This window comes from Promicromonospora sp. NPDC050880 (genome assembly GCF_044456525.1).
Lineage (GTDB): Bacteria > Actinomycetota > Actinomycetes > Actinomycetales > Cellulomonadaceae > Promicromonospora.
In genome coordinates this window covers 256,526-276,146 of sequence record NZ_JBITFV010000005.1, presented here as the reverse complement: position 1 = coordinate 276,146, position 19,621 = coordinate 256,526, and the positions used below count along the sequence as shown (strand labels likewise).

The following is a 19,621-nucleotide window of genomic DNA, read 5'->3' as shown; positions in this document are numbered from 1 at the left end:
CCCTGGCGCCCGGTCCTCAGCACCGGCCATGCGTCACGCCGGCGCCCGGGAGGCACCAGAGCACCGGTGTCACGGAATGATCCGGGCCGGGACACCGACCGCGGACGCGTCGTCCGGGACGTCCGCGAGCACCACGGCGTTGGCCCCGATCCGTGCCCTGTCCCCGACCCGGACCGGGCCGAGCACGCGGGCTCCGGCGCCGACGTAGACGTCGTCGCCCAGCACCGGGTCGCCGTCCTCCCCGGAGCGGGAACGTGCCGCGCCGAGCGTGATGCCCTGCTGCACGCGGGCGTCACGGCCGATCACCACGCCGGAACCGATCACCACGCCCGTGGGGTGCCACAGGACGAGGCCGGGACCGATCCGCGCCGACCAGGCGATGTCCGCCCCGGTGACGAGGTGGTTGAGCTGCTTGAGCACCGAACCCAGCACGGGCACCACGTGCCCCGCGCGCGCCGACGCCCGGTACAGGAAGGCTGCGGCGAACCGCAGGGTGAGCAGCGTGGGCAGCACGCCGGCGGTACCCGGGCGACGCGGGTCGTCGCTGGTGCGGTTCGCCGCAAGGTCGGCGAACAGGCCCAGAGGCGCCGTCGCGCCGGCTCTGCTCCTTGCGCCAGCACCAGCGCCAGCTCCTGCGCCAGCGCCCGCACCTGCGGCCGTCTCCCGGGCCGTGTCGTTGGTCATCGCCGCACCACCAGCCGATCCCCTGCCGGGATCACCGGTGCGCGCAGGCTCCAGCGCGCCCGGCCGGCAGCGCGCGCCGCCGCGTCGATCGCCGCGCCGAGCCGCTCGCTGCCCGCCGTCCAGTCGTAGGCGGCCACGCGCTCCACGGCGCGGGCGCGCAGCCGGTCCCGCAGGTCCTCGTCCGCCATGAGCCGGGCCGCCGCGCCGGCGAGCGCGGCGGCGTCGCCCGGCGGAACGACCAGGCCGTTGCCCAGGTCGTGGACCACCTCGGCCTGTCCCGGCACGTCCGTCGCCACCACGGGCAGGCCCGCGGCCGCGGCCTCGACCACCTTGAACGGCGAGGTGCCCCGGGCGCTCGCCGCGACGGCGCCCCGGGTCGCGAAGGCGAGCGTGGCACCGCCCAGCACGCGCGCGACGGCGGCGCGGTCGAGCACGCCCCGCCACTCGACGCCGTCGTCCCGGGCCGCCAGCACGGCGTCCCGTTCGGCTCCGTCGCCGACCACGACCAGCCGCAGCCCGCTCGGCCAGTCCGGCCGGCGCACGGCGTCGACGAGCTCCCGGATGCCCTGCCAGGGCGCGAGGTTGCCGACGAAGACGGCGTAGGGCGGCCACACGGGTGCTCGCCGTCCGGCGGCGAACAGCGCGACGTCGGCCCCGTTCTCCAGGACGGTCACCTCGTGGGCGGGCCGGCCGGTCACCTCGACCACCCAGCGCGCGATGCCGGCCGACGGCGCCACGACCCGGTCCGCGAGGACCAGCGGCCGCAGCGCGATCCACCGGGCGACCCGGGAGCGCCCGATCCACGGGTGCACGGCCTCGACCTCGGCCAGCACCCCCTGGGCGCTGACCACGCAGGCACCGCCGCGCAGCCTGGCGGCGACCAGGGCGGGCAGCGCGAACGGGTGCCACCGCACCACGACGACGCCGCGCCGCGGCTGACGTACCGAGTCCAGCAGCAGCCGGGCGAGACGGCTGACCCGCCCCCCGAACCGGTCCCGCCGGGCCACGACCCGGTCGGCCTCGATCCCGAGCGCCGCGAGCCGGCGGAGCGTGCCGTCGAGGTGCACGCCCGCGGCAGCCGACTCTGCGGCGCCCTCCAGCCAGACGAGGGTCACCCTGGTTCGTGGGTTCACGCGCTCTCCTTCTCCACGGACGGACTCCCACCACGCCGCGACAGCAGACGGGCGGCATGCCTCAGCACGGCCAGGTCGGCCCGCAGACGGCGCCAGAGCAGCGCCTGCACAGCGAGCGCAGCGGCCCACACCAGCAGGCCGACGGCGATCGCGAGCCACGGGCCCGGGCCGGGCAGCAGGCTCACGACGAGTCCCGCCGCCGCCGCGGCCAGACCGTGCCCCGCGAAGGCCCGGACCCCGTTCCGGAACAGGGCGCCCGCCGGCGCGTCGGTCACCCGGCCGACCCACCACAACCCCAGCGGCCAGACGACGGCGGTCGACACCGCGTAGCCCAGCGCGGCCCCCGTCATGCCGAGGAGGCTGCCGCCGCCGATCGCGAGCAGCACCACCGGCCGGGTCACCAGCGTGAACCGCAGCAGCGAACCCGTGCGGCCCGACGACTGGAACACCCAGCCGGGGGCGAACCCGGCCGCCTCGAACACGCCGCCGACCGCCAGGATCGCGAAGGCGGGCGCGGCCTGCGACCAGCGTTCGCCGAGCACCACGTCGACCACGGGTCCCGCCAGCGCCGCCGCGAGCGCCAGCGCCGGGACGATCGTGTGCAGCAGGACGGTCTGGCCGAACAGGAGGAACTCGCGGTAGCGCGCGGCGTCGTCGCGCACGCGGGAGAGCACGGGGAGCGCCACGCGGTTGGCGGGCCAGGTGGCCTGCCGGATCGGCAGCGCCATGAGCTGGTACACGCGGCTGTAGAGGCCGGCGACGCCCGCCCCGAAGCGGACGCCGAGGATCGCGGTGTCGATGTTGCGGGTCGCGTAGCCCAGGAGCTGCGCCCCGAGCAGGTTGGACCCGTACCGCACGAAGGGGCGCACGGAGACGTCCCGCCGCGGCCACCGGGGCAGCCAGCGCCCGGCGACGATCACGCCGGCGGACATCACGAACGCAGCCACGAGCTGCTGGGCCACCAGTGCCCAGTAGTCACCGCCCGCGACGGCGACGACGATCGCGACGGCGAGCCCCGCGACCGGACCGGCCACGTCGGCGACGGCGGCGGCGCCCAGCCGCATCCCGCGCACGAGGCCGGCGCGGTGCTGGGTGGCCAGGCTGTTCAGCAGGAAGCTCAGGGACACCCAGCGCGTGACGTCCGCGAGCTCGGGCTGCCCGTAGAAGGCGGCGACGAGCGGCGCGCAGGCGATGCCCGCACCGGTGAGGACGGCGCCGATCAGGGTGTTGAGCCAGAACAGGTTGTCCCGCTCGGCGTCGGACAGGGTCCGTGCCTGGATCGCGGCGTTGGCCAGGCCGAAGTCCCGCACGGTCTCCGCGACACCGACCAGGGCGAGCACCATCGCGAGGTAGCCGAACGCCTCCGGGGCCAGCAGGCGCGCGAGCACGACGATCGACACCGCCTGGACCCCGACCTTGAGGAGCTGCCCGCCCAGGGTCACGGCACCCCCGCGGGCCGCCTGCCGGCCGAGCGGCGTCCGGTCGGGGGCCGTGGACGTACCGGTCACGCTCGCCGTCCGACGGCGCGCACGATCCGGCGGTACGCCTCGGCGTGCCGGATGCCGACCAGCTCCCAGTCGCGGTCCGCGAGGTGGGGGCGCGTGCCGCGCTCCCGGACGAGCCGCGCGGCCGCGAGCGCCCGGAGCAGGTCGCCGCGCTGGAGGGTGCCGTCGAACATGATCACCCAGCCCTCACCGACCTCACGCGCGAGGGCGTCGGTGGCCTCGCTGCGCGGTACCAGCACGGGGCGGTCCAGGGAGAGAGCCAGCAGCGCGGCGCCGGAGTTGTGCATCTGCAGGTAGGGCAGCACCACGAGCTCGGCGCGCCGTACCTCGCGGGCGAGGACGTCGTCGGGCACGAACTCCAGGCGGGTCTCCACCCGGGGGTCCGCGGCGGCCACCGCGGCGATGTGCTCGGCGAGGCCGGCGTCCTCCGGCCGCCCGGCGACCGTCAGCCGCAGGCCCGGGTCGTCGATCGACCCGAACACCTCCAGCAGGCGTTCGATGCCCTTGTACCGCCGGACCAGGCCGAACTGGAGGAGCCGCCCGGGCTCCGCCACGGTGGCGGGGTCGGGTGGGAAGACCGACCGGTAGTGCCCGTGCGGGATGGTCGCGGTCCGCACGCCGAGCGGCAGCGGCGTGGTCGGGTTGAGGCGGATCCACAGCTCCGTGCGACGGTCGAGCGCGGCCAGGAACGCCCGCTCCAGCCGGTCGCCCGACTCGTGCGGGGCGAGGTTGTGGGCGGTGCGCACGACCGGCGTCTCCGTCAGCTCCAGCCGCAGCAGGAGCGTCCAGGCGAGCACGAGCTTGACGATCCGGCCGGGTACGGTGCGCTGCCGCACGAGGAACTCCGGCCAGTGCACGTGCAGCACGTCGTAGGCGCCGAAGATCGCGCGGAGCCAGGTGAACGTCAGGATCCGGACCTCCGGCGGGGCACCGCCGATCATGTGGTCCACGTACTGCGTGCTGCCGTCCGGGGCGGGCAGCACATGGAGCACACGCACGAGCCCGCGGGTGACGGGGGCGGCGTCCGGCATGGGGCCGGCTCCGTGGTCCGCACCGTTGCCCCTGTTCACAGGCCTCATGGTCCCGGCACGGGAGGAGAACCGCATCTGGACCATCAGTACGCCCCGCTCGGCGCGAAGACCTCGCGGGCCGTGCGCAGCATGATGCCGATGTCGCCGAGCAGGCTCCAGTTCTCCACGTAGTAGAGGTCGAGGCGCGCGCCCTGGTCGATCGACAGGTCGTTGCGACCGCTCACCTGCCACAGGCCGGTCAGCCCGGGCTTGACGAACAGGCGCCGGCGCAGCGCGTCGTCGTACTGCGCCACCTCCAGGGCCACCTGCGGGCGGGGCCCGACGAGGCTCATGTCGCCGCGGAGGACGTTGAGGAGCTGGGGGAACTCGTCGAGCGAGTACTTGCGCAGGAAACGGCCGAGCGGCGTCACGCGCGGGTCGTCCTTCGGCTTGTAGAACACGCCGACGTCGCCGTCGAGCACCTCGGCGAGCGCGGCCTCGGCGTCCTGCCGCATGGAGCGCAGCTTGTAGAGCGTGAACGGGCGGCCGTTCAGGCCGATCCGCTGCTGCCGGAACAGGGCGGGACCGGGGCTGGTCAGCCGCACGCAGAGCGCGAGGACCAGCATCGGGACGGCCACCACGAGCCCGATCAGGGCGGCCACGACCATGTCGAAGACCCGCTTCACCGCGTGCTGGAGGCCCGTGTACCCGGGCGGCGACACCTGGACCACCGGTACACCGTCGACCGGCGTGATGAGCAGCCGCGGGCTCGCCACGTCGGCGAGCGCAGGGACCACGACGAGCTCGGCACCCGTGGCCTCCAGGTCCCAGGCGAGCCGCTTGAGCGTCATGGGCGTGGCACTGTCGGACGCCGTCACCGCGACGACGTCGACGTCAGCCGCGCGCGCGGCCTCCGCGGCGTCCTCCACCCGGCCGAGCACGGGGACGCCGGCGACCGGGGACGGGACGCTCGGCCCGCCCGGCAGGCAGACGCCCACGACCTGGAACCCCGCCTCGTGCGCGCGCTCGACGCGGCGGCACAGGTCGAGCACGGCGTCCCGCGCCCCGACCACGAGCGTGCGGCGCTGGAACCTGCCGTGCGCCCGGTCGGCGTGCAGGCGCGCCGCCAGGACGCGCCGTCCCACGGCGAGGAGCAGGAGGCCGACCGGCAGCGTCACCGCGACGTACGAGCGGGCGAGGTCGAACTTCACGAGGTAGCAGACGATCGCGGCGAGGCCGAAGAGCGCGAGCGTGCCGCGCGCGAGCCGCACGTACTCCTCACGGCCCGAGCCCAGGATGCGTGGGCTGCGCGCTCCCGCGAGCCCGATCGCGATCACCCAGGCCTCCGCCAGCGCGACCGAGATGAGCACGTACTGGCCGCCGCGGGGCTCGAAGAGGTCGACCTCCACCTGGCGGTCGAAGCGGAGCACGTAACCGAGGGCGACGGCGGCGACCACGGCAGCGAGGTCGACGAAGAGGGCCCGACGGTTGAGGACCTCCTGCCACGGGGCGGCCGGGCCACGGCGCGGGGCCGGTGCGGTCATCGAGGCCACGTGCCGGGCGGCCGCACGGTCCAGCTCGCTCGTGAGGTCGGTCGCGAGGTCGGCCGCCTCGCGGTCGACGTCGGCGGCGTTCGGATGGTTACCGATGGTCACGGCACGCTCCAGGACAAGGGCGACGAGGCCGGGGCGCTGCGGACGGCCGTGCGCCGCACCTCAGCTCCACGGTGAGGTGCGGCGCACGGCCGGCCCGGCGTGGATCAGTGCTGCCGGGCGGCCCGCACGCGGGACACGACCAGCGCGGCCACGCCCGCGAGCAGGAGGCCGCCGGCGATGGCGAGGTACGGCAGGCTGGTGGCCCCGGTCGAGGCCAGGACCACGTCCTCGTCGGTACCACCCCCGCCCGCCGCCGCGGAGCCCGCCGTGACGGCGGTGATCGTGTAGGTCTCGGACAGCGGCCCGCCGTCCTCGTCGAGCACCTGCACCGTGTAGTCGCCCGGTGCGGAGACGGTCGCCGAGTCGCTGACCGTGCCGTTCTCGTCGAGGGTGAACTGGGCCGAGTCGGCACCGGCCACGTCGACGTCCGTGCCGTTCCCGGCAGCCTGGCCCGCGAAGGAGATCTGGACGGTGACGGTCGCGGACGCCATGTCGGCGCAGTCGATCGTGAAACCGAAAGGATCCCCGACCGTGACCGTCTGGCTGTCGAACGTGATGACGCACGGGAATTCGCTGTAGTCGGTGTCCGCCTGGTCCGCATGGGCGGCCCCGGCGGGTGCCAGCACGGCCGCCGTAGCGATCGCAATGGCGCTGATAAAGCGTCGAAGCATTGCTCTGTCCCCTGGATAGTGACTGACTGCTGCACGTGATAGGTGCCGCGGCACCGGTCTGCGTGCCCGGCATATCCAGCGCGGTCACACGCCTGCCCCGAATGAGGAGCGGATCAACCAGGAAAGGCTATTTCTCGAACGACACCTTGACGGGCCTGGGGCCCGGTGTCGTGCGAAGAATGACGCCTCCGTCCTGGCGCTTCCCAGAGATAATGGCATAGGTGACAGATGCTGTCTCGCCAGGGTGAAGTTCTATGTCATCGAATACTCTGGACAATTGATCGTGCTTCTGCGGAGAAAGACCGATTTTCTCGGAGTTTTCGGACGCCTCGACGACAGTCCCTCCAGCAGGCGCGTAGACCACGGAACGCAGGCGGATCAGCCCCGGTTCGCGCTCGTCGTCACCCACCACGTACGCGGGCAGGCGCGCCGCGTCGGCCGCCTTCACCCGGGAGGTGTACGTCACCGTGACGTCCAGCCGGCGGGAGCCGTCGGGCCGCGTCTCCCGCTCGGCCACGTCCACCGCGGTGTCGAGGTAGTAGCCGATCTTCGCCATCTGCAGTCCGTGCGTGAAGACCCCGACCACGGGGCGCGCGCCGTTCACGCCGCGCAGTCCGCCGTCGAGCACGGTGCCCGACAGGAGGTCGGCCTCGGTCCGGTCCGCCGACCACACGAGCAGCCGCCCCTCGCGGGCGGCGACCGTCAGCGCCTCCACCATGCCGGCCGACCCGGCAGCGCCGGACGACAGCGACCCGAACGCGGTCCGGGCGACGTCCGCGAAGATCTGGTCCGCGCCCTGCGGCGTCTCGGTGAGGTAGACGCCGTTGATCAGGTAGCTCACCAGGTCAGCACCCTGGAGCCCGCCCGCCGGTCCCACCTCCAGCGGGCCGTCGGCCGCCAGCAGCCGGGCCAGCGCGGCGGGGTCCGTCGCGAGCACACCGTCCACCGTCTGCCCGGTCTCCCGGGCCCACATGGCCCGCGCGATCTGGGCGGCGCGGGGAAAGTCCGGGGTGGCGGTCACGTTCTGCATCCAGCGCCCGACCTTGTCGCCGAACACCGCCTGCTCGTCCTCGGTCAGCTCGGCCGCCGGTGTCGGGAAGGGGCCCACCTCGTCGGCGGGCATCTGCCGGGTGAGCTCGATCCGGCCCTGGTCGGCGTGCAGGACCAGCACCGTGCCGACGATGCCACCCAGCGCCCGGGGCTCGGCGCTGTTCTGCACGAGGACGAGGTAGTCACGCGGGCCGTCGGCGCCCAGCATCGGCGGGATGAGCTGCGCGGCGCGCGCCGCCGTCGCCGTCGACATCCGCAGGTCGCCGAGCTGCCGGTGCAGGTCGGCGACGGCGGTGGACACCTGCGGCAGGACCGGCGACCGGTCGATGCGCGCCACGCGCTGCTGCGCGTAGCCCACGGCCTGGTCCGCCTGGGCCACCGCGGGTGCGGCCGCCACCAGGGGGTCGAGGTCGATCCGGCCGTCGTGCGGGGCGAACGTCGCGGGGTCGGCCAGCTCGACCACGTCGGCGAGCCGCGGCAGCGGTCCACGGGCGAGACCGTCGGCCACCGCTGCCATCGTCGCGACGGCCTCCACCGTCGGCCCCGCGACCGGGAGCCTGCTCACCAGCGACCAGTGCGGGCCGTCGGTCGCGTCCCGCGCCTCGGCGGTGTGCCGCTGCAGGTCGGCGACGCCGGCGTCGAGCCGGTCGATGCGCCCGGCGACGGCGTCGGCCTGCAACGTGGCGACGCCCTGCGCCGCCTGACCGAGCGCCGCGCGGGCGCGCACGGCGTCGACGACGACCCACGCGAGGACCAGCGCGAGCACCGCGAGCAACCCGCCCACGCAGAGCAGCACGACCCTCAGGTTCCGGCGACGGCGGCGGGTCCAGAACTCCCGCCGGGGCAACGACGGCTTCTCCCATCGGGGCGGTGCCGGACGCTCCGCCACGAGGGTGCCGGCCCGCCCGGTGCCAGGCCGTGGCGGCCGCGGCGGGCCGGGCCTGCGCAACGGCAGCACCTTTGCACCCTCACCCTTTTTCTCGCCGAGGCGGCTGCTTTCAGAACCCTCCCTGGATCTCGGGTTCCGCGTGTTCTCTGCGGGGGCCGCGGCGGGCGGGGACACCGGCACGTCCGCCCACTTGTCGCCCCATCCAGGATGTGTCACCGGACCTCCTGACGGCTTAGTGCGCGTTACGTTACCCGCGACCCGCCGGAGGAGCGCGCCGGAATTCACCAGTTTGCATTGACCGATGATTGTCGGCGAGCATTTCCATGATGCCGCATAGAAATGCTGGTCAAGGTCATGCAATGCGCGGATAGAATAGCCGCGACATACCACGGTCCCGAAGAAAGGCATGTGCGATGGCGTTCAGCGTGCTCGCGGTCTGCACGGGCAACATCTGCCGGTCCCCGGCGGTGGAGACGCTGCTGCGCCACGCCCTCGACCCGTCGGTCACCGTCGCCAGCGCGGGCACCCGCGCGCTGGTGGGCCAGCCGGTCGCCGAACCGATGGCCGAGCTGCTGACGGCAGACGGGCTCCCGCCCACCGGGTTCGCGGCCCGGCAGCTCGTGCCCGCGCTCGTCGAGCAGGCGGACCTGGTGCTCGCCCTGACCACCGCGCACCGTGCCCGGGTGGTCGAGTCGGTCCCGTCCGCCGTGCGCCGCACGGTCACCGTCACCGAGCTGGGCCGCCTGTCGAGCACGCTGGCACCGGGTGCCGTCACCGGCGAGGACGACGCCGCCCGGCTCGCCGCCCTGCTGCCCGCCGCCCTCCAGGAGCGGCCCCGCCACGCGGGCCGCCGCCACGACGACGACGTCGTGGACCCCTACCGACGGTCCGGCGCCACGTACCGGCGCAGCTACGACCAGATCGTCCACGCCCTGACGTCCGTGGTGGCCGCGTTGCGGGCGTGACCGGGCACACCCCGGTTTCACCCCTGGCACACCCCCGTCGTCGCCGGGCTTGACGAGTCCTTGTCCGTACACTGGCAAGGTGCCAACGATCCGCTCTCTGCTGGCTCACCCGGAGCAGCGCCGGCCGAGCCCTCCGGCTCCGCGCGCCGATCTCTTCCGGGTCCTCGGCGCGGGCATCGGCATGTTCGCGATCGGGCTCGTGGTGATGCTCGTCCTGGCTCTCACCGGGCGGGGCAGCATGGAGGCCGTCGCGATCTGCGGCACCGGGATGGCGCTCGGCGGGCTCGGGCTCCTCTGGGCGCGCCGGCACCGCTGACCCGGTCGCGCTCCGGACGGCCGGTCAGGGCCAGGCACGCTCCGCGTCCAGGAGCTCCGCCCGGTCCGGGTCGCGCAGCGCCGCCTCCAGGAGGAGCGCATCGGCCCCGGTCAGCTCGGCCAGTGCCCGCGCGAGGCCCTCGACCGAACCGGCGTGCGGCACGCCGGAGCCGTCGTCCGCCGTGGAGACCCACCATGCGACGTGCGTGCCCTCGACGGTGAGCGGCTCGTGGCGACGCCAGGTGGCCGGGGCACCCGGCACCAGGGCGCGGACACGCGGGTCCAGGTCCACGCGCTCCCCGGCGCCGTCGGGCACCACGGCGGGGTCGTCCTCGTAGGGCAGGTCGAGCAGGTCGGCGAGGTCCTCGGCGACGTCGGCCGGCGCGGGGACCACCGGGCCGAGCTGGGCCCACCGGGGCGAGGCGGCGACGGCGAGGTCCTCAGTGGCCTCCACGGTGACCCCGCCGGGCCCGAGCGCGGGGAGCCGCGCCGGGGTCACGGAGCCCGCGTCGCCGGTGCGGGCCAGCGCGGCCAGGCCGGCCCACACGGCACGCGCGACGGCGGCCGGCACCCGCTCGTCGCCCACCGGTTCCGGCAGCCGGTCCAGGACCGTCGCCCAGTCACGTCCGGGCAGGTCAGCCAGGTTGTGCAGGCCACCCAGCGCGACCAGGACGGCGTCGTCGAGCCCGGCGGTCGCGGGCGGCGCGGGCGCCAGCAGGGGCGTGTCACCGATCGCGAACGGCGCGCCGAGCACACGGCGCAGGAACCACGCGGTGTACGACACCGCCTCCCGCCCGGGGGCGTCCGGCGAGCGCACGGGCGTCAGCAGCGCGCGGCGCAGCGCGCTGTCCGCCGCGATGCGGCCGAGCGCCGCGGCGAGGGGATCCTCGACGCCGGTCTCGTCGCCGGGCCCGGTCCGGCCCCGGTCGCCCTCGGGCGCCTCGCGCAGCACGTCCAGGTCCGGGACCGCCTCGATGTCGCCCACCCAGGCCCCGGGGCCGAGCTCGTCCGCGAGATGCTCGACGTACTCGTCCCACGCGGAGAGCCAGCCGGCCGGGTCGTCGGGGCCGTGGTCGGCGGTGTCCTCGGTCGTCAGCACGTCGGCGACCCGGTACGGCGCCAGGCCGGCACGGGCACCCGCGGCGGCCAGCGGCCCAGGCCCCCAGCGCTCGACGACGTGCTCGTCCACCACGGCGACGTCCAGGTTCCGGGCGGCCCAGGTGCCCGGCAGCGCGGACTCCCGCAGCGGCACGACGTCGCCGTCCGCCACCACCGGGAGCTCACCCAGCCAGAAAGGCAGCCCGTCCGGCTCCGGGACCGAACCCGCACCGAGGCGGCCGCCGCCGTGCCCGCCCGGGCCCGGCACGTCGTCCTCGGTGACCGCGAGCGCGACCAGCTCCAGCACGGCCCGCACCGTCTGCGCGGCTCCGGACGGCGACGCCGCCGCATCCTCCGCGGACGGCGCGGACAGGACGCGGCCGACCTGGTCGGCGTCACCGTCCTCCAGGATCTCCTCGGCGGCGGCGAGGGCCGCGGACCGGACCGCGGCGTCGGCCAGCAGACCACGCGCCGAGGTGCGCGCGGCACCGACCCGTTCCAGCAGCGGGTGGGCGGCGTCCGGGTGCACCACCCGGACGCCCAGGTCACGCGCGACCTGAGCGAGGTGCGGGGCGTCGAGGAGCACGGTGCCCCGGGCGCCCCGGCTGGTGCGCCCGTCGGCGAGCGGCACCGGGAGGCCTGCGACGGCCTCGAGCACCGCGGGGTCGCCGGTGTGCGCCGCGAGGGCGTCGAGGGCGTCGCGGACGACCCCCGGCTCGGGCGGCAGCGCCTCGACCAGCTCGGCGAGGTCGGCACGGTGCGCGCCGAGCGACCGTGCCAGTGCCTGGTGCCGCACCGGGACGGTGACGAGGGCGGCCGGCGAGCCGCCGGAAAGCACACGGGCGAGCGCCGGGTCCTCCCCGAGCGGGCCGGCGAGGTGGGCGGCGTCCTGCGGCGGCACGCGCAGGACGTGCTCCTCGTCCGGCACACGGGGATGCGCCAGGGTGCCCTCCGGAGCGGCGTGCCCGGACCGGGACGGATCCTCTCCCGGCGCGTCGCCGGGCCCCGGCAGGCGCAGCAGCGGGGTCGCCCGCAGGGCTGCCTCGGCCGCGGCGCGCACCGCGGCGTCGACCTCGCCGGCCGGGAGACCGGTCGGCACCAGGCCGAGGACGTCGCGCTCCGCCGCGAGCCCGCCCAGGAACGCGGCGTACGCCCGGCCGGCCTCGGCGGCCACCCGGTCCGTGGTGGGCCCGGGCAGCACTCCCCGGCGCCCCGGGTCGACCGGGAACGACGCGATGAGCAGGGCGGGGAACGTGAGCGGCACGTCGGTGGGCGTCGGGGCGTGCAGGGAGGTGCTCACGCGCGCGCCCTCCGCCGTGGTCGGCAGCGCCCAGAGCACCGACCAGTCCGCGCGGCGCTCCTCGGTCGGCAGCGTGCCGTCCGGGTCGAGCACCCCCGAGGTGCGGTGCACGCGCCACCTCGAGGAGACGTCGCGCAGCACGCGCGCAATCGCCGACGGCGGGGCGACGTGCGGTTCAGAACCCGGCTGACCTGCGAAGTCGTCCTCGATCACCACCTCGGCGAGCGCGGGGAGGGCGAGCAGGAGGGCATCGTCGAGCGCGGCGAGCTGGTCGCGGACGGCGGCCACGGCGGCGGCGTCACGCAGCACGAGCTCGACCACGGTGTCCGGTTCGCCGGCCGTGGTGCCGGGAGCAGGGAACGGAAGCCGCAGCACGGGCAGCGCGTCCCCCCGCGCCCGCGCGTCACCCAGCAACCGGGCGCTCTCCTGCTCCCCCGCCGCCGACGCGAGGTCGGCCCTTTGTCTCGAGATCGGCCCATCGATGGACCGATCTCGAGACAAAGGACCGACCTCGGCGTCATCCTCGCCGGCATCAGGGTCCAGGGCCAGCTCCGCACGGGTCGCGGCGAGCGAGAACCGCACGCCGCCGTCGCGCGAGCGGACCAGCACCTCGTCCGACACCGACCGGACCGCCGCGAACCCCACTCCGAACCGACCGACGGCGCGCATCGCCCCGCCGGTCCCGGAGCCGCCGTCCGGCCAGGCATCGCCGCCGGCCGCTCGCCCGGCGTCGCCCGAGCCGCTGCCGGGCGGGCCCTGCGCCGGGCCGCTCCAGACGGTACCGGCCCCGACCTGCGCGGCGCCGCCCGGGCTCGTGCCGAGCGGGACCTTCGCGGAGGCCCGGAGGGACACCAGCGACGCGACCCCGGCGGCGTCGAGCGGTGCACCGGTGTTCGCCGCGACGAGCCGCCAGCCCGAGCCGCCGCCGCCCGGGTCGCCGCCGTCCGTACCGTCGCCGTCCGAACCAGCGACGAAGCCCGAACCCGAACCCCCGTCACCAGGCCCGCCAGCAGCCCCGACGGCTTCCAGCCGCAGCACCAGCCGCCCCGGGACCCCCGCACGCGCCGCCGCGTCGGCCGCGTTCTGCGCGAGCTCCACCACCACCCGGTCGCGGTAGTACCCGCGCGCGTGGTCCTCCTCGGCGTTCGCGTCCTCGCGGAACCGCGTCGGGGAGGCGAGCCACGCCTCGGTCACCGCGCGCCGCAGCGCGCCGGTGCCGAAGGGGTCGTGGGTCACTCGCCCGGTGCGTCCTCGCGGCCGGCGGCAGCGCCGTCGGCGTCCGGGCCGCCGCCGTCGGTGCCACCCGCGTCCGCGACGGCCACCGGCTCCACCTCGTTCTCGTCGATCAGCGGCGCCGGGGCCGGCCAGTCGGTCGGGTGCTCCTCGACGTCGGTCTCCGAGTGCGCCCCGCAGCCGTGGTCGAGGGAGACCACCTTGCCGTCGTCGGGCGACCACTCGTTGGCGCAGACCCCGAAGAGCTGGCCCATCGAGCCGGACAGCGGGATGAGGAACGCACACGTCATGCACTCCGCGGCCGCGGCGACGGCACCCGCGGTGGTGGGGCCGCGCGACCCGCGGTACCAGCGCTCGGCCGCCTCGGCCCGGCCCTGCGGGGACAGCACGCGGGCGCGGGCGAGCGCGAGCTCGTCGATCGCCACCTCGTCCACCTCGGGGTCACCCGTGGGCGTGTACCCGGGCTCGAGCCGCGGGTCGTCGGCCTTGAAGGGCAGCACGTCGCCCGGGCCCACGTCACCCGGACGGAGCCGCTCGGACCAGGGCAGCCAGGCCGGGGCGAGGATCGCCTCGTCGCCCGGCAGCAGCTCGACCTCGCTGATCGTGGCGGTCCGGCCGCGCGGCACGCGCGTCACCGTGACCGTCCAGTGCCAGCCGCGGTAGCCCCGCATGGTCGCGGCGAAGCGGTGCGACGCCACCCGCTCGTCCTCGAAGACGGTGCCGAGGTGCTCCCCGACGTCGTCCGGTCGCTCGGCCACCTCCTGGGCGGCGGCGCGCGCGATCTCGACGGCGCCGTTCAGCACCGCGTCGCGGCTGGAGCGTGCGGTGACCCGCCGGGTGGACGTGCGTGCGGCGGGCGCGATGGTGACCATGTTCCTCGGGACCTCGTGGGTTTCAGGCGTCGAAGTCGTCTGCGACCTTGCGCAGCATCTTGGCAAGCGTCTCCGTGTTCTTCGGATAACGCCCCTTGCGCAGGTCATTTGCCACGCGGTCCAGCATCTGCGTGAGGTCGCCGACGATCACTGCCATGTCCTCGGCGTCCTTCCGCTTGGCCTTCGCGACCGACGGCGCGGCGTCGAGCACCTTGACGGCGAGCGCCTGCGGACCCCGGCGGCCGTCGGCCACCCCGAAGTCCACGCGCGCGCCGGGCTTGGGCACGACGCCCTGGGGCAGGGCGGAGGCGTGCAGGAACACCTCGCCCCCGTCCTCGCTGGCGATGAAACCGAACCCTTTGTCGGTGTCGAACCACTTGACCTTGCCGGTAGGCACTGCGACCTTCTTCTGTGCTTGTCGATGCTGTCCGCGAATCCGCTGACAGCGGTCAGGGCTGCTGCGACTGAGCGCGCCACCTCTGGCCGAAGCACAAGGTTACCGGGCGCGGGCGTACCGCGTCGCATGCATTCGGCGCCACTCACCCGCACGGCTCATCCGCACAGCGCGGCACAGGGCCCCGGACGGCCCCGGGGCGCGCCGCCTCAGGCCTCGATCCCCAGGTCCGCCGCGAGCCGGAGCGCCACCTCGTCGAGCCAGGCCGCCGAGTCGGCGACGGAGCCGACCTGGTGGCCGAACAGCTCGAACGAGATCATGCCGAACAGCGTGGTCCAGGCCAGGACGGCGCGGCGGACGGTCTCGGGCAGCACGTCGTCCGCCAGGGCGGCCTTGCTCATCAGCCCGTGCTCGGCGATGAACGCCAGGGCGGGCGCCATCGTCGCGGGGTCCGGCGCCGTCGCGGGCACCACCGGGGGACGTGCGCCCGCGGCGAACGCGTCCCCGACGATCCGGACGAGCACTCGCACCACGCGCGTGGCCGGGTCCACGGTGTCGCGCGGGGCGGCGTAGCCCGGCACCGGGGTGCCGTAGAGCAGCCCGAACTCCCCCGGGTGCGCCACGCACCACGCACGCACGGCCCGGAAGGTGGCCAGCCAGCGCGCGCGGGTGTCGGTGCGGTCCGCGACTCCGGCGTCGGCCGCCTCGGCGGCGGCGCCCAGCTCGCCGTAGGCCTCGATGAGCAGCGCCGTGAGCAGGGCGTCCCGGCTGGGGAAGTAGCGGTACACGGCCGAGGACACCATCTCGACGTCCCGGGCCACCGCGCGCAGCGACAGGGCGGCAGCCCCGTCCGTGGACAACCGCGCCCGGGCGGCGTCGAGGATCTCGCGGGTGATGGTCTCGCGGGCCAGGGCGCGGGCGGAACGGGCGGGACTCATGCGCCCCAGCCTCGCATGACAGATCACTGCACACAACCGAGAGCACCGCTCTTGCCAAGAGGCAGGGGGACGTGCCACGCTGGCGGCACACAGAGAGCACCGCTCTCGGATTGGAGCATTGATCATGTCCGACCGTCACCTCGTCGTGGGCGCCGGCCCCATCGGCCGCCACGTCGCAGCCCTGCTCGCGGAGCGCGGCTCGCACGTCACCGTCGTGAGCCGCTCGGGTCGCAGCACCGGGATCGACGGCGTGGAGCACCTCGCCCTCGACGCCTCCGACGCCGACGCCCTGGCCCGCGCCGCCGAGGGCACCGACCACCTCTACAACTGCGCCAACCCGGCCGACTACACCCAGTGGGAGCGGGTGTGGCCCCCGCTGGCCGCGTCCCTGCTGTCGGCAGCGGAACGCTCCGGCGCCGTCTACGCCATCACGGGCACGCTCTACCCCTACGGCCCCGTCGACGGCCCGATCTCCGAGGCCCTGCCCGACGCCGCGACGGACCACAAGGGCCGCCTCCGCGCCCGGATGTGGGCGCAGGCCAAGGCAGCCCACGACGCCGGGCGCATCCGGGCCGTGGAGATCCGCGGCTCCGACTACATGGGCCGCGGCGTCGGCGGCAACGGGCACATCTCCCGCCTGGTGCCCACCGCGCTGCAGGGCCGCCGGGTCCTGATGATGGGCCGCACCGACCTGCCCCACACCTTCACCGACGTGGCGGACGCCGCCCGCACCCTGGTCGCCGCCGCCGAGGACCCGGGCGCCCACGGACGCGTCTGGCACGTGCCGAGCAACGCCCCCGTGACCCAGGCCCAGGCCTTGACGGACGTGCTCGCCACGGCCGGCCGGCCACCGGTCAGGATCTCCTCGCTGCGCGGCGCAGCGCTCGCCGCGTCCGCGCTCGCCGTGCCCTTCATGCGGGAGATGCGCGAGATCATCTACCAGTGGGAGCGGCCGTACGTGCTGGACGACACCGCGGCCCGCGCCCGCTTCGGCATCACGCCGACCCCCTGGGAGGAGGTCTGCCGCCGCACCGCGCAGGTCTGACGGCGGCCGGGACGTGGTACGACCGGACGGGGCCCCAGGAAACCCGCGTAGCATCGTGAGGATGGCCTCCTCGCTCCCCGCAGCGCCGGCGGCGGCCACACGGCACTTCGCCGACGACCTCCGGCAGCGCTCGGACACCGCGCTCGCCGCGCTCCTGCGCGCCCGTCCCGACCTCGCCACACCGTCCCCCTCCACCCTGCGCTCGCTCGCGGCCCGGGCCTCCAGCAGGACGTCGCTCGAACGTGCCCTCGCCCGTACGGACGCCCTGACGTTGCAGGTCCTGGAGGCGGTGCTCGCCCTCGAACCGCTCGTCGGGGCGTCCGAGCCCCGCGCCACGACGGACCGTCCCGCGCCGGACGACCCGCCCGTCACCGACCCGCCGCTGCCCGGCCCGCTCACCACCGACGTGGTCGCCCGGGCACTGGGCGGGTCGGCGGCGGACGAGCCCGCCGTGGAACGCGCCGTCCGGCGGGCGGTCGAGCAGGCGCTCCTGTGGGACGCGGGGCCCGCGGCGACCGCGGGCGACGACCGGCCGGCCGGGCCCCGCGACCTGCGTACGGTGCCCGGGCTCGACGAGCTGCTCGGGCCCAACCCGGCCGGACTGGGCCCCCACCTCTCCCCCGCCCCGGACGGGCTGGCGACGGCGGTCGGCCGGGCCCTCGGCACCACCCCGCAGCCGGCGGCGCCCGGCGCGGCACTCGACGCCCTCCTCGCGTCGGCGCCCCCGGGCACCCGGACGGTCCTGGACGCGCTCGCGTGGGGCCCGCCCGTCGGCCTCGTGCCCGCGGCGGGAACCCGACCCCGCGACGCGGTGAACTGGCTCGTCACGGAGCACCTCCTGGTCCGGTCGGACGCACGCCACGTGGTGCTGCCGCGCCTGGTCGGGCTCGCCCTCCGGGACGGACGCACCCACCGCGCGCCCCGCGCCGTGCCCCCTGCGCCCGCGGGGCGCGAGGTACCCCTCGCCACGGCCGACGCCGAGGCCGCGAGCGCCGCGCTGGAGCTCGTCCGCCGGGTGCGCCTGCTGCGCCGGTCCTGGGACGAGAACCCGCCGTCGGTGCTCCGTGCGGGTGGCCTGGGCGTGCGCGACCTGCGCCGGGTCGCCGCGGAGCTGGAGTCGGACGAGCGCGCCGCGGCGTTCGTGGTCGAGGTGGCGGCCCTGGCGGGCCTGGTCCGGGACGACGGCGAGGCGCCGCCGTCGTACGTGCCGACCGTCGCGGACTGGGACGACCTGGACGACGCCGGTCGCTGGGCGCGGCTGGCCGAGGCCTGGTTGTCCTCGCGCCGCGCGCCGTGGCTGGTCGGCTCGCGCGACGACAAGGGCGCCCTGCGCGCGCCGCTGTCGCCCGACCTGCAGCGGCCGTGGGTGCCCCGCCTGCGCAACGGCGTGCTGGGCGTGCTGGCCGGGCCGGACGGCGCCACGCCGGGCACAGCCGGGCCGGACGCCCTCGCGGCCCCGGTCCCGGCGGAGGGCACGGTGCTCGCCCCCACCCCTGAGGCGGTCGTCGAGGTGCTGACCTGGCACACGCCCCGCTCGGTACCGCCGTCGAGCGCGGTCGAGGGGCTGCTCGCGGAGGCGGAGTGGCTGGGCGTGACGGGTGCGGGCGCGCTGTCCACCCCGGGCCGCGCGCTCCTGCGCCCCCACGCGCCGGACGCACGGACCGGCGGCGCACCCGGCCCGGCCTCGCCCGGCACGCCCCCGGACGGCCCGATCCCGGACGGCGCGCCGGTCACGGACCGCGCCGCGGACGCGCTGCGGGCGGTGCTGCCGCACGAGGTGGACGAGATCCTGCTGCAGGGTGACCTGACCGGCATCGTCCCGGGCCGCCCGTCCCGGCAGCTCGCCCGGCTCCTGGAGCGCGCGGCGGACGTCGAGTCGCGGGGTGCCGCGACGACCGTCCGGTTCAGCCCGGCCTCCGTCACCCGGGCGCTCGACCAGGGCGGCACGGCCGACGAGCTGCTGGACGAGCTGGCCCGCCGGTCGCCCGTGCCGGTGCCGCAGCCGCTGGACTACCTGGTGCGCGACACCGCCCGGCGGCACGGCGCCGTGCGCGTGGGCTCGGCGTCGTCGTACCTGCGGGCGGCCGACGCGACGGTGCTGGCCGGCCTGGAGCACGACCCGACGCTGGCCGGCCTGGGCCTGGTGCGGCTCGCACCGACGGTGCTCGCGGCGTCCGTCCCCGCGGCCGCCCTGCACGAGGCGCTGCGGGAGCGCGGCCTGGTGTCGGCCCTGGAGGGGCCGGACGGCCGGGTGCTCGTGGCCCGCCGCGGCGTGACGGGCCGCGCGATGCCCGCGCCACGCTCCGCGGCGGCCATCCGGATGGGCACGGGCTCCGACGTCGCCACGCGGGCTCCCGACCCCGAGGCCCTCGTCGCCGAGCTGCGCGCCGTCGAGGAGGCCGCCCGGTCGGGTGCCCGGGCGCGCGCCGAGGCGGCGGCCGTGGCCCGGTCGGTGACCGGAGCCGTCGCCCACCCGGGCGAACACGGTCCCGGCGCGCCCGTGTCCGGCGGTGCGGTAGCCGGCCCGCCCGGCGCACGCGCACCACGGAACGGGGCGCCGACACCGGGGAACGGCGCCGTACGGCAGCCCGCCGGTCCCGAGGACGACGACCCGGGAACACAACACCCGGCCGACGGGTTGGCACTCCTGCGCGACGCGCTCCGCGACGGCTCCACGGTGATCGTCGAGATGGCCGGGCACACCGGCCGGCTGGAGCGCCGCGAGCTGCGACCCCTGAACCTCGACGGCGGCCGGCTGCGAGCCCTCGACCCCGACCGGGAGGCCGAGCTCACCATCGCCGTCCACCGCATCGCGTCGGTCCTGCCGACGTCATCCACGCCCTAGCCCGGCACGACCGCTGCAC

15 protein-coding genes are annotated in these 19,621 nt (G+C 76.0%); 4 read left to right on the top strand and 11 right to left on the bottom strand.

Going from position 1 to position 19,621, the window contains the following annotated elements:
* Window positions 1-69: 69 nt before the first annotated feature.
* The 7 genes from ACIBBF_RS11955 to ACIBBF_RS11925 form a co-directional block, all read right to left on the bottom strand.
* Window positions 70-684, bottom strand: a complete 615-nt coding sequence (locus tag ACIBBF_RS11955) for a serine O-acetyltransferase (RefSeq protein ID WP_397413406.1) — start codon at window positions 682-684, stop codon at window positions 70-72.
* On the bottom strand, window positions 681-1,817 hold the full coding sequence (locus ACIBBF_RS11950) for a glycosyltransferase family 4 protein (RefSeq protein WP_397413405.1): 1,137 nt from the start codon (window positions 1,815-1,817) through the stop codon (window positions 681-683). Before ACIBBF_RS11950 ends, ACIBBF_RS11955 begins: the two co-directional genes overlap by 4 nt.
* Entirely contained in the window at window positions 1,814-3,325 is a 1,512-nt protein-coding gene (locus ACIBBF_RS11945) for a lipopolysaccharide biosynthesis protein (protein WP_397413403.1), read from the bottom strand. Before ACIBBF_RS11945 ends, ACIBBF_RS11950 begins: the two co-directional genes overlap by 4 nt.
* Window positions 3,322-4,392: a glycosyltransferase gene (locus ACIBBF_RS11940; protein WP_397413401.1), complete on the bottom strand. Its 1,071-nt coding sequence runs from the start codon at window positions 4,390-4,392 to the stop codon at window positions 3,322-3,324. The genes ACIBBF_RS11945 and ACIBBF_RS11940 overlap by 4 nt, the downstream gene beginning before the upstream one ends.
* Window positions 4,393-4,436: 44 nt before the next feature.
* A complete protein-coding gene (locus tag ACIBBF_RS11935) occupies window positions 4,437-5,987 on the bottom strand; it encodes a sugar transferase (protein WP_397413400.1) in 1,551 nt (516 codons plus the stop codon).
* A gap of 104 nt (window positions 5,988-6,091) precedes the next feature.
* Window positions 6,092-6,658, bottom strand: coding sequence for an LPXTG cell wall anchor domain-containing protein (locus ACIBBF_RS11930; protein ID WP_397413399.1), 567 nt, complete (start codon window positions 6,656-6,658; stop codon window positions 6,092-6,094).
* A 127-nt stretch (window positions 6,659-6,785) separates the two neighbouring features.
* Complete coding sequence (locus tag ACIBBF_RS11925) at window positions 6,786-8,555, bottom strand: DUF4012 domain-containing protein (RefSeq protein WP_397413397.1); 1,770 nt, start codon at window positions 8,553-8,555, stop codon at window positions 6,786-6,788.
* A 455-nt stretch (window positions 8,556-9,010) separates the two neighbouring features.
* On the opposite strand from ACIBBF_RS11925, the gene ACIBBF_RS11920 reads away from it, so the two are divergent.
* On the top strand, window positions 9,011-9,562 hold the full coding sequence (locus ACIBBF_RS11920; RefSeq protein WP_397413396.1) for a low molecular weight phosphatase family protein: 552 nt from the start codon (window positions 9,011-9,013) through the stop codon (window positions 9,560-9,562).
* Between the two features lie 79 nt (window positions 9,563-9,641).
* The gene (locus ACIBBF_RS11915; protein ID WP_397413395.1) at window positions 9,642-9,878 is read left to right on the top strand and encodes a DUF2530 domain-containing protein; all 237 of its coding nucleotides are present in this window, start codon (window positions 9,642-9,644) and stop codon (window positions 9,876-9,878) included.
* Between the two features lie 24 nt (window positions 9,879-9,902).
* Here the strand turns inward: ACIBBF_RS11915 and ACIBBF_RS11910 are convergent, their stop codons facing one another.
* The 4 genes from ACIBBF_RS11910 to ACIBBF_RS11895 form a co-directional block, all read right to left on the bottom strand.
* The gene (locus tag ACIBBF_RS11910; RefSeq protein ID WP_397413393.1) at window positions 9,903-13,511 is read right to left on the bottom strand and encodes an ATP-binding protein; all 3,609 of its coding nucleotides are present in this window, start codon (window positions 13,509-13,511) and stop codon (window positions 9,903-9,905) included.
* Complete coding sequence (locus ACIBBF_RS11905) at window positions 13,508-14,380, bottom strand: DUF3027 domain-containing protein (RefSeq protein WP_397413392.1); 873 nt, start codon at window positions 14,378-14,380, stop codon at window positions 13,508-13,510. Before ACIBBF_RS11905 ends, ACIBBF_RS11910 begins: the two co-directional genes overlap by 4 nt.
* A 22-nt stretch (window positions 14,381-14,402) precedes the next feature.
* The gene (locus ACIBBF_RS11900; protein ID WP_397413390.1) at window positions 14,403-14,777 is read right to left on the bottom strand and encodes a cold-shock protein; all 375 of its coding nucleotides are present in this window, start codon (window positions 14,775-14,777) and stop codon (window positions 14,403-14,405) included.
* Window positions 14,778-14,983: 206 nt separating this feature from the next.
* A complete protein-coding gene (locus ACIBBF_RS11895) occupies window positions 14,984-15,712 on the bottom strand; it encodes a TetR/AcrR family transcriptional regulator (protein ID WP_397413389.1) in 729 nt (242 codons plus the stop codon).
* Window positions 15,713-15,836: 124 nt separating this feature from the next.
* Between ACIBBF_RS11895 and ACIBBF_RS11890 the strand changes: the two genes are divergently transcribed.
* Both ACIBBF_RS11890 and ACIBBF_RS11885 read left to right on the top strand, forming a co-directional pair.
* A complete protein-coding gene (locus ACIBBF_RS11890; protein ID WP_397413388.1) occupies window positions 15,837-16,757 on the top strand; it encodes an NAD-dependent epimerase/dehydratase family protein in 921 nt (306 codons plus the stop codon).
* Window positions 16,758-16,818: 61 nt separating this feature from the next.
* On the top strand, window positions 16,819-19,602 hold the full coding sequence (locus ACIBBF_RS11885) for a helicase-associated domain-containing protein (protein WP_397413387.1): 2,784 nt from the start codon (window positions 16,819-16,821) through the stop codon (window positions 19,600-19,602).
* Window positions 19,603-19,621 lie beyond the last annotated feature (19 nt).

Bases quoted from the DNA above. Each gene is read 5' to 3' on its own strand.
- ACIBBF_RS11955 (WP_397413406.1), bottom strand. From the start codon at position 684: ATGACCAACGACACGGCCCGGGAGACGGCCGCAGGTGCGGGCGCTGGC.
- ACIBBF_RS11930 (WP_397413399.1), bottom strand. From the start codon at position 6,658: ATGCTTCGACGCTTTATCAGCGCCATTGCGATCGCTACGGCGGCCGTG.
- ACIBBF_RS11920 (WP_397413396.1), top strand. From the start codon at position 9,011: ATGGCGTTCAGCGTGCTCGCGGTCTGCACGGGCAACATCTGCCGGTCC.
- ACIBBF_RS11905 (WP_397413392.1), bottom strand. From the start codon at position 14,380: ATGGTCACCATCGCGCCCGCCGCACGCACGTCCACCCGGCGGGTCACC.
- ACIBBF_RS11895 (WP_397413389.1), bottom strand. From the start codon at position 15,712: ATGAGTCCCGCCCGTTCCGCCCGCGCCCTGGCCCGCGAGACCATCACC.
- ACIBBF_RS11890 (WP_397413388.1), top strand. From the start codon at position 15,837: ATGTCCGACCGTCACCTCGTCGTGGGCGCCGGCCCCATCGGCCGCCAC.
- ACIBBF_RS11885 (WP_397413387.1), top strand. From the start codon at position 16,819: ATGGCCTCCTCGCTCCCCGCAGCGCCGGCGGCGGCCACACGGCACTTC.